Origin of the sequence: Geothrix fuzhouensis, from assembly GCF_024609325.1 — a bacterium.
GTDB lineage: Bacteria > Acidobacteriota > Holophagae > Holophagales > Holophagaceae > Geothrix > Geothrix fuzhouensis.
This window is the reverse complement of the sequence record NZ_JANHMQ010000002.1, coordinates 251173-265607: the sequence shown is the minus strand read 5'-3', so window position 1 is coordinate 265607 and position 14435 is coordinate 251173. Positions and strand designations below refer to the sequence as shown.

At 66.1% G+C, this 14435-nt stretch carries 9 protein-coding genes; 6 read left to right on the top strand and 3 right to left on the bottom strand.

What is annotated here, in order from left to right:
• Positions 1–38: 38 nt before the first annotated feature.
• Complete coding sequence (locus NOV74_RS08415) at positions 39–1784, bottom strand: DNA repair helicase XPB (RefSeq protein ID WP_257311050.1); 1746 nt, start codon at positions 1782–1784, stop codon at positions 39–41.
• A gap of 185 nt (positions 1785–1969) precedes the next feature.
• Between NOV74_RS08415 and NOV74_RS08410 the strand changes: the two genes are divergently transcribed.
• The 4 genes from NOV74_RS08410 (at position 1970) to NOV74_RS08395 (ending at position 10656) form a co-directional block, all read left to right on the top strand.
• Positions 1970–4678 carry a DUF6242 domain-containing protein gene (locus NOV74_RS08410; protein WP_257311049.1) on the top strand — a complete coding sequence of 903 codons (2709 nt, stop codon included), beginning with the start codon at positions 1970–1972 and terminating at the stop codon, positions 4676–4678.
• A gap of 10 nt (positions 4679–4688) precedes the next feature.
• The gene (locus tag NOV74_RS08405) at positions 4689–5276 is read left to right on the top strand and encodes a hypothetical protein (RefSeq protein WP_257311048.1); all 588 of its coding nucleotides are present in this window, start codon (positions 4689–4691) and stop codon (positions 5274–5276) included.
• Between the two features lie 132 nt (positions 5277–5408).
• Positions 5409–8633, top strand: a complete 3225-nt coding sequence (locus tag NOV74_RS08400) for a choice-of-anchor Z repeating domain-containing protein (protein WP_257311046.1) — start codon at positions 5409–5411, stop codon at positions 8631–8633.
• Between the two features lie 229 nt (positions 8634–8862).
• Entirely contained in the window at positions 8863–10656 is a 1794-nt protein-coding gene (locus NOV74_RS08395; RefSeq protein WP_257311045.1) for a helicase-associated domain-containing protein, read from the top strand.
• A 137-nt stretch (positions 10657–10793) separates the two neighbouring features.
• Here the strand turns inward: NOV74_RS08395 and NOV74_RS08390 are convergent, their stop codons facing one another.
• Together NOV74_RS08390 and NOV74_RS08385 are read right to left on the bottom strand one after the other, a co-directional pair.
• A complete protein-coding gene (locus NOV74_RS08390; protein ID WP_257311044.1) occupies positions 10794–11318 on the bottom strand; it encodes a hypothetical protein in 525 nt (174 codons plus the stop codon).
• A complete protein-coding gene (locus NOV74_RS08385) occupies positions 11305–11820 on the bottom strand; it encodes an RNA polymerase sigma factor (protein ID WP_257311042.1) in 516 nt (171 codons plus the stop codon). The genes NOV74_RS08390 and NOV74_RS08385 overlap by 14 nt, the downstream gene beginning before the upstream one ends.
• A gap of 64 nt (positions 11821–11884) precedes the next feature.
• Here NOV74_RS08385 and NOV74_RS08380 point away from each other — a divergent pair, with 64 nt between their 5' ends.
• Both NOV74_RS08380 and NOV74_RS08375 read left to right on the top strand, forming a co-directional pair.
• Positions 11885–12727, top strand: a complete 843-nt coding sequence (locus NOV74_RS08380; protein WP_257311040.1) for a uracil-DNA glycosylase — start codon at positions 11885–11887, stop codon at positions 12725–12727.
• Between the two features lie 71 nt (positions 12728–12798).
• Positions 12799–14166, top strand: a complete 1368-nt coding sequence (locus NOV74_RS08375) for a tetratricopeptide repeat protein (protein ID WP_257311039.1) — start codon at positions 12799–12801, stop codon at positions 14164–14166.
• The last annotated feature ends 269 nt before the right edge of the window (positions 14167–14435 follow it).

The window sequence follows — 14435 nt, the reverse complement described above, 5'->3', positions numbered from 1 at the left end:
TTCTCATGCGACATCAAGTTGCATGAGGCGCGACGGCGTCAGCCTGCGGTTTCTTCTCGCAACCGTTTCCAGACGGCGGGCTCGCTGAGGCGGCCAGTCTCGTCAAAGTGGCGGCTTTCGATGAGGTAACGGTAGCCCTGCTCGGTCAGGAACAGCTGGCGATTCCGGGCGAACTCCTGCTCCGTGGTGTCGCGGCTGATGAGGCTGTAGAAGTAGCTCACGTTCCGCTCGCCCTTGGGGCGCAGGATGCGGCCCAGGCGCTGGGCTTCCTCCTGCCGCGACCCGAAGGTCCCGCTCATCTGGATGGCCACGCTGGCATCCGGCAGATCGATGGCGAAGTTGGCCACCTTGCTCACGATGAGCACCCGCAGCTGGCCGTCGCGGAACTGGCGGAAGAGGCTCTCCCGTTCCTTCTCGGGTGTCTGCCCGGTCAGCACCGGCGCCCCCAGCCGCTCGCCGATGATGCGGAGCTGCTCGAGATATTGCCCGATGATGAGGATGTTGTCGGTGGGATGGCCCGCCAGCAGCTCGTCCATCACGGCCATCTTCAGGCTGTTCTCGGAGGCGATGCGGAAGCGCTGGCGCTGGTCGGCCACGGCATAGTCCATGCGCTCGTCCGTGGGCAGCGGAACGCGGATCTCCAGGCAGTGGGCCGTGGCGATGAAGCCGTCCTTCTCCAGCATCTTCCAGGGCACGTCCACGCGCTTGGGGCCGATGAGGCTGAAGACGTCCTCTTCCTTGCCGTCCTCGCGCACCAGGGTGGCCGTGAGGCCCAGGCGCCGCTTGGCCTGGAGTTCCGCCACCGCCCGGAACACCGGGGCGGGCAGCATATGCACCTCGTCGTAGATCACCAGGCCCCAGTTGGCGGCCTCGAAGAGCTTGAAGTGCTCGAAGGGCCCCGTCTTGCTCTTGCGGTAGGTGAGGATCTGGTAGGTGGCGATGGTGACGGGTTTGATCTCTTTGGTGTCGCCCGTGTAGAGGCCCACCTGATCCTCCGTGAGCGTCGTCTTGTCGAGCAGCTCCTGCTTCCACTGCTTCACGGCCGTGCCGTTGGTGGTGAGCACCAGCGTGTGGGTCTGCAGGGTGCCCATGCAGCCGATGCCGATGACGGTCTTACCTGCGCCGCAGGGGAGCACCAGCACACCGGCGCCGCCGTCGGGGCCACCGCCCGCGTGGAAGACATCCACCGCCGCCTGCTGGTAGTGGCGCAGGCCGAAGGGTTTGCCGTTCTGTTTGGTGATGGGGGACAGCTCGAAGGGCAAAGGGTCGCCGGGCTTGTAGCCGGCCATGTCCTGCACGGGATGGCCCAGGCGGATGAGCTGCAGCTTCACTTCTCCGCGCATGCCCGTGTTCAGGTAGATGCCCTTCTCATCGGGATAGGGCTCGGCCAGCATTCCCTGCAGCGACTTCTGGTTCTCCAGCTCCCAGAAGAGCCCGCGGTCGTCCATCTCCAGGGCCAGCCGGTCGCCCTTGGCCACCAGGCGCAGCTTGCCATAGCGGGTGCCGTGGTCCTCGATCTCCTGCAGCAGGTTCTGCGGCACCGGGTACTTGGACCAGGTATTCAGCGTCTCGATCATGTCCTCGCAGGCCACGCCCGAGGCGGACGCGTTCCAGAGGCTGAGCGGCGTGATGCGGTAGGTGTGGATGTGCTCGGGGCTCTTCACCAGCTCTGCGAAGCGGGCCAGTTCGTCACGCACCTGCTCAAACGCCGGGTTGGCCACCTCGAGCAGCAGCGTGCGGTCGCTCTGAACGATCAGCGGATTGTCGGGGCGGAGGGCGATCACGGTGGCGGCAGACCCAAACCTTCAGCCTAGGGGCCCCCGGCGGCAGGGTCAACGGAAGGCTCCAATCGAATGCCCGGTGGAAGTATGAAAACCCAACTGGCACGGGCCTTTGGCTGTCGTATAGTTTGAAACCCCTGGCCCCCATTCCGTTCCCTCCGGGCCAGGGATGCTCCCTGGAGACGTCTATGAACGGCCGGGCCACCAAATTCCTCTCCCTCCTCATCTTGTTCGCAGCCCTGTCCGGCCTGGCGGCCCAGGAGGGCAACCCCGGTGAGCGGCGCCGGGATCTGCCCTACCGCAGGACCTCCCATGTCCTCAGCGGGCATGACCGGGCAGACCTGCGCCGGGATTGGAACCTTTTCTGGTTCGGCGGCCTCGCCAGCCCGGACTACCTGGACTACAAGAACCGGATGGCCACGCAAGAGGCCCGCATCTGGTCACCCCGGCGCCTCCAGATCAGCGGATCCGCAGCTCCTGTGGCTCAGCCGCTGACCGGTTCCGCCCTGCCAGCGGCCCTGATCTCCGGCCCGGCCGGCGTGGGTGGCACCTGGAGGAACCTAGGACCCTTCTCGCAGCTCACCAACACCAGCCCCGATATCGACAGCGGTCGGCCCGTGGCGATTGTGCCCCATCCCACGGCCCCCACGCTCTACCTCGCCGCCAGCGGCGGCGGCGTCTTCCGCTGCGACAACGCCGATCCCGCGTCGACCAGCGATTGGACCTGGTATTCCGTCACCGACGCCCTGCCCACCAGCAGCAGCGGAGGTAATGTCTCCGTGGGCGCCCTGGCCATGAGCCCGACCGATCCCAACGTCCTCTACCTGGGCGCTGGCGATGCCTTCGACGCCGAAGGCCGCGGCTTCTACAAGACCACGGACGGGGGTACCACCTGGACTGCCGCCCCCACCGCCAGCCTCGGCGCCGCCACCCGGTCCTACGCCATCCTGCCCCTCGATGCCAACCACCTCCTCTGGGGCACCAACAGCGGCCTCCGGGTCTCCACCGACGGCGGAGCCTCGTTCGTCGCCGCGACGGGAGGACCGTCCACGGGTCAGGTCTGGTCGGTGCAGAAGGTCACCGGCACAGACCTTGTGTGCTCCGTGGAAGCCACCAGCGGGTCCACCAGCACCGGCACCATCTACTATTCCAGCGATGCGGGCACCTCCTGGACGCAGGCCACCCTGCCCAGCAGCACCACCCTCGGTTTCACGCCGGGTCGGATCACCATCGCGGCTGCCCACGATGGGGTCACCGCCTACGCCATCCTCGAAGACACCACCAACTCCAGCAGCACAGTGGTCGCCCGTGGCGTCCTGAAGAGCCTCGACAAAGGCGTGACCTGGACCTGGCAGGCGGCCCCCACGGTGAGCGGTGGCCTCTTCCAGGGCACAGGCTCCCAGATGACCAGCGATGGCGGCCAGGGCTGGTACAACCAAGGGCTCGCGGTGGATCCCAACAGCCCATCCCGGATCTTCGTCGGGGCCAACCTCGCCCTCTACCGCTCGACCGATGGCGGCGTGAACTGGGTCCAGCTCACCCACTGGTTCGGCAGCGGCCACGTCTATGCCCATGCGGATTCCCACGCCACGGCCTGGTCACCCACCGGAACCACCCTCTATGTCGCCAACGACGGCGGCCTGGCCGTGGTGTTGGATCCCTTCCGCGCCACGATCCCCACCTCGTCCTTTGACCTCACCTTCCTGGACAACCGCCGCAACAAAGGCCTGGCTTCACACATGGCCTCCAACGTGGGTTCCACCGCGGCGACCAACCCCTCGGATTCGAAGTGGAGGATCTCCTTGGGTCTCCAGGACAACGGCACCCGCCTGCGCCAGCCCGCCTCTCCCGGAGGCACGCTTACGGGCACTGAAGGCGTCTTCGAGGACATGATCGGCGGTGACGGCTTCGCGACGGTCTTCCATCCCGCGGACGGTGCCCAGGTGCTGGGCAGCATCTACTACACGGACATCTGGCGCAGCACCAACGGCGGCAGCACCTTCAATGAAGCCATCTCGGGCATCACGGAGGCGAATAATAAGGATCTCGCGCCCTTTGCACCCAAGCTGGCCCCGGGTGATACGCCCCGTCCAGCGGTGATCTACACGTCCACCAATGGGAAGGTCTACCAGAGCACCAGCTTCGGGGCCAGCTGGGCGGCTCTCGGCACCAGTGGCCTGCCGGCGCCACTGAACATGTCCTCCACCACCTCGACAACCGAGCTGTTCATCCGCAACCTGGCGGCCTCCGCCAGCGATCCGAACACACTGGGCATTGCGGCCAACCAGGCGCGGGTCTACCTGACGTCCAGCGGCGGCGGTTCCTGGAGCAAGGGCGGAACCCTGCCGGGAAACGCCTCCTATCTCAGCTGCATCGAGTTCGACCGCACCAGCCCCACGACGGTGTACGTGGGATCAGTGGCCCCCAGCAGCACCGCCAACCACCTATGGAAGAGCACCAACGGTGGCGCCAGCTGGACGGCCCTCGATGGCAGCGCCACCGCCAGCAACGGCTTCCCTTTCGGCATTCCGGTCCATGTGGTGAAGGCCGATCCCCTGGTCGCCAACAAGGTGTACGCAGGCACGGATTTTGGCGTGTATGTGAGCGGCAATGGCGGCTCCACCTGGAATCGCTTCGGCAGCAACCTGCCTCTGGTCGCCGTGCGGGACCTGTACGTAGCCCCGGACGGCAGCCTGCTGCGTGCCGCCACCTTTGGACGCGGGGTGTGGGAACTCAAAACGGCGGGGGCCCTGGACCTGAACGCTGACGGCGTGGTGGATCTGCGCGACCTGCTTTTCTTCGCGAAGTACTACGGCACCACCAACGGCACCTGCGATCTGAATGGCGACGGTAGGGTGGATGACACGGACCTCGCCCTCCTGCTCGCTGGCCTGTGAGGAGCTGACCATGACTCCGATGACCAAGTTCCTTTCCGCTTCCGCCGCCCTGGCGCTCACGGGCTTCCTGGCCTGCGGCGGCGGAGGCGGTGGGTCCTCCGCACCGCCACCCACGGCCACGAGCCTCAGCTACGTTGACCCCACCTCGGGCACCTACCTGCTTAAAAAGAACATCCCCCTCTCCACCTCCACCCACCTCGTGCTGGACCTCGTGGGACCAGCGTCCGCGACGGGCAGCGGCATCACCGCCACCTTCAGCGCGGACCCCGCCAAGGTGGCCTGGACCAACGTCGCGGCCACGGATACCGCCGGCACCTTCGTCCAGAACGGCACGGCCTTCAACCTCGGCAGCGCCCCCCAAATCCTCAGGGGCAAAGTCACCGGTGGCACCCTCCAGGTCACGGCAGCGCAGAAAGGAACCGGAACCCCCGTCTCTCTGAATGCCCCCTTGCTGCGCATCGCCCTGGACCTCAAGGCCTCCCAGCCCTCGGGCACCGTCAGTCTTAACGCTGACGCCACCAAGGGCCAGGTGCTCGACGGCACGGGAGCCCTTGTCTCGCCCATCACCATCACGGTGGGCACCCTCTCCGGCCAGTGATAGGATTAGGGAGTATCCTCCTTCATAGCAATCAGGATTTTCAAGTCATCAATGGCGAAATTGTCAGGTAACGTAAGGATCTCCTGGATCCGCTGACTGATGGATTCGCGGAACGATCTCTGCGGAGCCACCATGCGCCACCTACCCATCCGATGCCTCGCCCTTGCGGCAGCAATGACGTTCCTGGCGTGTGGAGGTGGGGGTGGTTCGTCCACCCCGCCACCTGCCCCCTCCACGGCGCCGACCCTCAGCGGGGTGAATCCCACCCATGGGGCCCCCGGCGCGACAGTGGCCCTTGCCGGAACAAACCTGCTAGGCGCCACGGCCGTCTCCTTCAACGGGCGAGCCGCATTCTCCTTCAAGGTCGTAAGCGCCTCCGAGATCGACGCCGTGGTGCCTGGCAGTGCCACCACAGGGCCTGTCCGGGTCACCACACCCGCTGGCTTCACCACCTCCCCCTCCTTCACGGTCGACTTGGCCCTGGCTCCCACCCTCACAGCCTTCACGCCGACGGCGCTCACGGCCGGTACGGTGGTCACTCTCACGGGCACGCACTTCGTGGGCACCTCGCAGGTGCAGTTCAACGGCACCCTTGCCGCCGACTTCACAGTCACCAGTGATACGGAAATCCAGGCCACTGCCCCCTCCGGCCTGACGGCTGGAACCCTGTCGGTGACCACCCCAGGCGGCACCGCCACCTCCGCCAGCTCCTATTCGGTCAACAGCTCCATCCAGGTGCTCATGAATACGGGCTTCGAGCAGGCCTCGCCCGTCATCTGGAAAGGGGATACCGGCATCATCCAGGGCGCCTCGACCGGCTCCACAGGCGTGGTGCCCCATAGCGGAACCCAGTATGCCTGGCTGGGCGGGTACGGGTCGGTGCAGTCGGATCAGATCACTCAGGACCTCTACATCCCGGCCACGGCCCAGGCTGCCAACGCCACCTTCTACCTGAAGATCATCACCGCCGAACCCACGGGAGGGGGAGTCAAGGATTCCGTCATCGTGGAGGCACTGAACACGTATGGCACCTCTCTGGGTACCCTGCTCACCAAGACCAACCTCAACGCCGCCGACTATACGGCCTATACCGTGGACCTGCTTCCCTACAAGGGACAGGTCATCCGTCTGTCCTTCAAGAGCCAGGAGGACGCCCAGAACGCCACCAGCTTCCTGCTCGATGATGTCGTGGCCAACCTCGCGGCTCCCGCTGCCGACCTCAAGCCGATCATCTCCAGCTTCACCCCCACCTCCGGCCTTGCCGGGGAAGGCGTCATCCAGGTCTCGGGCATGAACTTCTTCGGGCTGACGGGCATGACCATCGGCGGTGCCGGCGCGACCATCGCCCTCACGGACGGCACCAGTTTGGCGGCCGCGATCCCTGCCAACGCGGCCATTGGCAACGCACCCATCACGATCTCGAACGCGCAAGGCACGGGCGCTTCCACCACGAACTTCTCCGTGACCTACGGAGTCCCTGTCGTCACCGGCGTGAATCCGACCCAGGGTCCGATCGGAACGCCCGTGGTCATCGCGGGCAGCTACCTGGGCTATCCGGGCACCACGCTGACCTTGAACGGCCAGACCATCCAGCCCACCAGCCTCAGCCCCTCCCAGCTCACCTTCACCGTGCCTGCCGGCGCCACGAGCGGCAACCTGGTCATCACCACTCCGGGCGGGACGTCGACGCAGACCTTCACGGTCAACACCGCCAGCACCACCCTCGACCTCCATGTGGAGAACGTGCAGCTCACCCAGAGCACCCAGGATCTGTACGGATCCGTCCCCATCGTGGCTGGAAAGGACGGCCTGATCCGGGCCTTCGTGCTGGCCAACCAGGCCAACACCGCGACCCCCTCCGTGAAGATCTCGGTCATGGATAACAACGCGGTGCCTGTTCCGGGCTATCCGAAGGTCGTCGCCGCCACCCGGTCCGGTGTCCCCACCTCGCTGGATGAATCCAGCCTTGCCTCCAGCTGGAACCTGGCCGTTCCGGGGACGGACCTCACCCTGATCATCCAAGGGGTGTACCTGATCAGCGCCGAGATCGACCCGGGCGGCCTCATTCCAGAAGCCGACAAAACCAACAACGCGCAGGTGCGCAGCTTCAGCGGGATCGCCGTCCCCACCTTCCGGACCACCATCTTCCCGGTCGCGCTTTCCACCGGCACCGGGAACATCACCGAGGCCAACAAGGGCGCCTGGGTCGCCCGGCTGGCACAGATGTATCCCGTGGCCGGCGTGGACGTCACCGTGGGCGCCACCTTCACCTCCTCGGTGACCCTCAAGGACGACGGCACTGGCTGGGACACGCTGCTCAGCGACCTCACGGCCAAGCACCTGCTGGATGGCACCTCCGATCGCTATTACTTCGGTGCCCTGAACGTCAGCTACACCTCTGGCGTAGCCGGCGTCGGTTATGTTCCCCCGGATCCGACCACCCCGTTTAAATACCGCACCGCCATCGGGTGGGACAAGACGGGCTATCAGGATGGAGGCAATTTCCCGGAAGTCTTCGCCCACGAGACCGGCCACAACATGGGCCGGCAGCACAGCCCCTGCGGAAGCGCCGCCAACCCCGATCCCAACTACCCCTACGCCGGCGGGCTCATCGGCGTCTGGGGCTACGACACCACCGCGGGTCTGCTGAAAGCACCGACCACCTACAAGGACATCATGGGCTACTGCTCACCCGACTGGGTCAGCGACTACGTCTACAAGAAGATCCTGGATTTCCGAGGGGCCACCGGCGGCTTCCTCACGGTGGGCACCGGGGAGGCCCCCCTGCCCAAGGCGCAGGCCAGGGAACAGGCGGCGGCCCAGGAGTGCCTGATCGTCCGGGGGATCGTCCACGACAATGGCGAGGTTGAGATCCTCCCCTCCTTCCGGACCCGGGCACTCCCATCCACAGCGGCCAAGACGGGGGAATACGCGCTGGAATGCGTGGACCAGAAGAACGTTGCCGTCTTCACCGCGCCCATCGAACTCATGGAGCTGGGCTGCTGGCCCAAAGGCCACGAGAGCCACTTCGTCATGGCGCTCCCGATCGACGCGACCACGTTGGACACCATCGCCGGGTTGAGGGTCATGAAGGGCGGAAAGACGCTCGCCAGCCTCGGCGCCACCGCGGGCGTGGCCCTGTCACCCGAGGTTCAGCGCCTCTCGGAAGACAAGGTCCAGCTCACCTGGGACGCAACGCTCCATCCAGCCGCCCTGGTCCGCGACGCGGATACCGGCGAAGTCATCGCCATCCTCTCAGGAGGTCGCCAGACCTTCACAACCCGGGCGAAGCGCTTCGACCTGGCCCTCAGCCGCGGCGCCACGGGACGCCGCCCCCAGATCAAGGTTCTCGACTAGCCAGAAGACTTTCCAACGGCGCGGGAAAGCGCCCGGCATACCGGGCATTTTTTCCGCGTGAGCGTTCCGAGGTTCCGTGGGACACTGCAGGATCATCTGTACTCAGGTGTCCATGCCACTTAACCATTACCAGCTCCTTTCGAACTGCTCGGATGAGCAGCTCAGGACCATTTGCGAGCGGCGCCGGCTGCCCATCCCCCTTCGTTGGGAAGATGAGACGGATGGCCGGATGCGCCTGCTCAAGACCATGGTCTTCCATCTGGAGGATCACAAGCGTCTGGCCGATACCCTGGCCGACCTGGATAGCGGCTCTCTCGTAGCACTGAAACATCTGGCGAACGAGGGCACCCTTCCCGCCGAGCCGGCGATCGAGACGCTCCGCGGACTGGGGCTGATCCTTCCTGCTGGCGAGGGCTGGGCCGTGGCCGAGCGGGTGGCCGACGCACTCGACGACTTCGACGACGGCGCCTTGAATTTCCAGGCACCTGAAGGCGTGAAAATGCACGCCGCAGAGCCATTCCGCTTCTCCCTGGCCCTCACGAGCGTCCTCCTGCGCTGCGTGTCGGGTCTGCGCGTGCTGAAGGGTGGCCTGCCCGCGAAAAAGGAACTGGGCCAGCTCATGCAGCGCAACGCCATGCTCCAGGAGGAACAGGATGCCACCCTGCTGTTCACCCTCCTGCACCGCCTGGGCCTGCTCTGGAGCCGCGAAGGGCGCGTGGAGACGCTGCTGCCCGCCGTCACCAGCCATCCGCCCCGGTGGGTGGCCGAGCGCGCCTTCGCCAGCCTGCTGGAGCACGACCTCAAGGCCTGGGGCATGCCCCCCGCCGAAGACCGCCACTTCCTCATGCAGCACCTGCTGGAGCGCCGCGGTCAGGCCCTTGCCGTCCAGCCGTTCCTGGCCTTCCTCAAGACCCTCCACCCCCTGGACGAAGAGCGCACTCGCAGTGTGTTCCTGCCCTTCCTGGGACGCATGGGCATCATCCAGGCCGACGAAGGCTACGCACACCTGCGGCTCTCTGAGCACGGCGAGGCCTTGGCCCACGAGTACCTGCTGCGCGATCTGAAGGGCACCGCCGCCCACTGGCAGCCCCTGGAGGTTGATCAGCCCATGATCCTCCAGCCCACCTTGGAGTTGCTGACACCGCTGCTGCAGAATCCCCATCGGCTGCTTCAGCTGGCCCAGTTGGCGGATGTGGAAGCCCTGGATGCCATGGGCACCTTCCGGGTGAGCCACGCCACCCTGGTGCGCGCGCTTGATGCCGGTGTGCTTCTTGAGGAACTGGGCCAGCGCCTGGGCGCCTCCACGCAGACCCTGCCCCAGCCCCTGCTCCAGCTGCTGGAGGACCTCTCCCGCCGCGTGGGCGAAGTGGAAGTTCACCAGGGTGTGCGGCTCGTGCGTGCCCGCACGGCCCACCTGGCGGATGAACTGAAGCTGCGCCCGGAACTGGCGCCCCTCAAGCTGGCCACGCTGTCCGACACCGTGCTGGAAGTGCGCGGCGATGGCAACGCCCATGCCCTGCTCAAGCAGGCGGGCTTCATGCCCAAGCCCGGCCGCTTCCTGGCCCTGAGCGTGGATGCCGACGAGAAGTTCTACCTGTGGGCCCTGGCCGCGCTCGCCTTCGTGGACGAGAAGGGCATGAACCACCACCTGGAGCCCGTGCAGCAGATGGTGCGGTCGGCGCTCCAGCGCCTCCACGACGAGGACCCGGCCCTCTACCAGGAAGTCCAGCGGCGCATCCCCATGCTCCACCTGGGCGGCGAAGACCAGCTGGCCGAGGAGGTGCAGCGCATCCTCGAATACGCGGCGGGCCACACCCTCATGGTGGAACTCACCTACCTGCCCCCGGCCGCCCATCGCACGCAGCTGCGGCGGGTTTCCCCGCGCACCATCCAGGAGGACCACCTGCTGGCCTTCTGCCACCTTCACCAGGAGGAGATGGCCTTCCGCCTCACCCGCATCCAGGGCGTGAAGCTCCTGAATGAGCGCGGCTGGACGCCTGCCAATCACAGTCAGGCCGGATGATATTCTCCGGGGGTCCTCCCCGCCACGCATGTGTGGCAGGGATCTAGGGGCGCGCTACGCGCACACCCCCCGGGACGCCCAAGAGAAGAGCCGGCAAAGCCGGCTCTTCTCTTTCCTTCTCCCCCCAAAGCGCGGAGCTACTGCTGCGGCTTGGCCTTCACCCGCTGGTAATCCTCGCCCTGGAACTTCAGAGGCTTCTCCACGGGGATGACCAGGTATGGTTCGGTCTTGCGCCCCACCCCTTGCCTCGAGGCCAACTGAAGTTGTTGTTGAACTTCTTCCTTGGCCTGACGTTCCCTGGCCACTTCGATGGCGTGGGTGGCGGCCATGCGGGTGAGTTCCTGTTCCTGGCGCTGGGTCTGGAGGGCCAGATCGTCGGCCCGGTGCTTCTGCTGGAAGCCCCAGGTGCCAAGACCGGCCAGCACGGCCAGCAGGGGCAGGGCCGCGGCGGCCAGCAAGCCCCAGGAGGGGCGCTTGCGTTCCGTGCGGCGGCGGCGCAGGGCCTCCCGGCGCAAATCGTTGGCCAGGGTGGCCAGTTCGGCACTGGGTGCCGCAGGGGCGCTGGCGACCGTGGGCCCGAGACCCAGGAGATCGCGGAGCTCGGCCCGCAACTGAACATCCTCGGCGGGTTCAAAACGCCGAGCGGGATCAGACCAGGACATGCACGCCTCCAGTGGGATTGAGCTGATCTTTGAGTTGGGCCTTGGCCCGGTGGATGCGGGTCTTCACGGTGGCCTCGGGGATGCCGAGGATGTCCGCGATCTCCCGAATGGAGAGACCCTCGACCACGAAGAGCCACAGGGCCTCGCGGAAGGTAGGAGAAAGCAGGCGCATTCGCTCCCGCACCTCCTGATTCAACACTTGATCATCGGCCCCACCGGCCAGGCCGGGCTCGGCCACGGCTTCCAGGCTGAGGTTCTGGTTCTTCATGGGGCGGCGCTCCGTGAGGGACAGGGTTCTCACCGTCCCATAGAGGAAGGCGGTGGGATGTTCCACCCGCACTTCTCGCTGCATGAGGATGACAAAGGCCTCCTGGGCAATGTCTTCCGGGAAGGTGGCGCCATAGCGGCGGGCGTAACTCACCAGCCGGGGATAGAGTTCGGCGAAGGCGCCGTGGAAGGCCTCTTCGCTGCCGAACGGGGTTTCCTGGGGGGACTGCTCCATGCACGGACTCCAACGTCCTAGGATGCCTCAACCCGAGGCTTAGTTCCGGGCTAGGCTGGAGGCTATGGATTCGCCCCTTCAAGCCTGGCGCGACACCCTCGAGGAGCTGGGGGTGATGGGCTTGGTCCGCGAACCGGTGGTGGCGGCGCTGAAGCCGGCCCTCCCGGCTTCCGCCCCACGCCCAGCTTCAGGCCCAGCCTTAGGCCCAACCAGGCGCCCGGCTGAGGCTCCGCCCCGACCGGCCCCCCGACCGGCTCCCGCAGCCGCCACGGCCTACACCCCCCCCACGGACCCCGTGGGCTGCCCGCCGCCCGAGGCCGTGGCCGCCGCAGCCACCCTCCCGGAACTGGAGAAGGCCATCCAGGGTTGCCTGGCGTGTCCCCTGGGGCCCGGCCGCCTGAAATTCGTCTTCGGCGAAGGCAGTCCCCAAGCCCGGCTCATGTTGGTGGGCGAAGGACCCGGCCGGGACGAGGACCTGCAGGGCCGCCCCTTTGTGGGCAAGGCCGGCGAGCTGCTGGACAAGATGATCGGCGCCATCGGGATGAAGCGCGAGGAGACCTACATCGCGAACGTGGTCAAGTGCCGGCCCCCCGACAACCGCACGCCCAGTCCCGACGAGGCTCGGACCTGCCTCGGCTACCTGCATCGCCAGATCGAGTTGATCCAGCCCGTCGTCATCGTCACCCTGGGTGCCACGCCTCTGCGTGAACTGGTGGGTCTCAGTGAAGGCATCACGAAGGTACGGGGCCAATGGAAACGGGTGCGGGTCGGCGGTCGCGAAATCCCCGTCATGCCCACCTTCCACCCCGCCTACGTACTGCGTCAGTACACCCAGGATGTTCGCCGGGCCGTGTGGGAAGACCTAAAAGCGGCGAAAGCCTGGATCGACCGCCCCGCTGAAGACTGAGTTCCGGGACCTGACAGCTGAGAGCCAATGGCCACCTGTGTCATGCTAGGCCCAGCTTTCGAGGTCGGCCCATGCGTCTTGTAAACGTGTTTTTCTTCGTGCTCCTGGCCTTCGTGCTGTTTGTACTGGGCAACCTGTACCTGACCAACCACGACCTGCTCGTGCGCGAAGTCGTCATCTTCGGCGAAGACATCAAGATCCAGAGCGTCATCCTGCTGGCGTTCCTGCTGGGTTTCCTGCTGAACATCCTCTACACCGGCATCATGGAGCTGGTGCGGCTGGTGCGCGGATTGAACGCCTCCGCCGACACCAGGCTGGTGAAGCGGATCTCCGAGCGCATGCAGGACGCCCGTGATCTCGTGGCCCACGGCCTGCCGCGGGAAGCCAAGGAGATCCTGGAGAGCATCCTCGACCAGCGCAAGGATCACGCGCCCGCCCGCCTGCTCATGGGTGAGATCCTCCTGAAGACCGGCAGCCCCGACGAGGCCGTGAAGCTGTTCCAGGCCCTGTGCGATGACGAACCGGAGCTGGTCGAAGCCGTCTACCAGCTGGCCGAGGCCTATATGGCCACCCGGAATCCCGAGGCCTCCGCAGCCGTGCTGGGCAAGCTGGTGTCCAGCCGTCCCAAGAAAGCACTGCGAGCCTGGCGACGCCTGCGGGCGCTCCACATGGACGCCCAGCGCTGGGAGGAGGCCTTGGAGGCCCACAAGAAACTCTTGAGCCTCTTTCCCAGCGAGCTCACCCAGGGCGAGAAGGCCCAGGGGGCCGCCCTGGCCTACCAGGTCGGCATTACCAAGGTCGAGGCGGATCAGTTCAAGGACGCGGCCCAGGTCTTCCAGCAGGTCATCAAGGACGAGCCGGACTTCGTCCCCGCCTATCTGAGCCTTGGGCGCTGCATGATCCTGCAGGACCAGGAGGCCCAGGGCCTGGAAATCTGGATCGAAGGCTTCCGCAAGACCGGCGAAGGCACCTTCCTTCAGGAGATCGAGGACTACTTCATCCAGCTGGGCCGCCCGGAGGACGGGCTCGCCCTCATGCGCCGGGTTGCTGCCACCTCCAAGCACGCCACCACCGCCAAGTTCTTCCTGGGCAAGATGCTCTACCGCCTGGAGATCCTGGACGAAGCCCTGGACCTCTTCCAGGAGGTGCGCAGCCAGGTGGTCTACAGCCCGATCCTGTTCTTCTTCATGGCCAAGATCCACAGCCGCCGCGGCCGTCTGGATGCCTCGCTGAACGAGTACCGCCAGTTGCTCCGCAACCTGGGGATCCTCAAACTCCGCTTCGAGTGCGCCGTCTGCGGCCACAAGACCCAGGACTACGCGGACCGCTGTGATAGCTGTGGCAGCTGGAACAGCCACCACTTCCTCTTCAAGGAAAGCGACCTCCCCGAAGGCCCCATCCGAGCCGCCGAAAGCGGTGGCTGGATGGCGATGCTCTGACGGGTCAAAAAGGACGCTGCAGTGCAGCGTCCTTTTTGGGCACCCGTCGAGCAGAGCATAACGTCCACAGTTGGCCCCGCACCCCAACGAAGCCCGGCCCCCGTCGAGCAGAGCATCACGTCCACGGTTGACCCCGCACCCCAACGAAGCCCGGCCCCCGTCGAGCAGAACATCAGGTCCACAGTTGACCCCTCACCCCAACGAAGTCGGCCCCCGTCGTGCAGAGCCTCACACCCAGCCCGGTCTTCCAATCCCCAAGTCATGCGCTG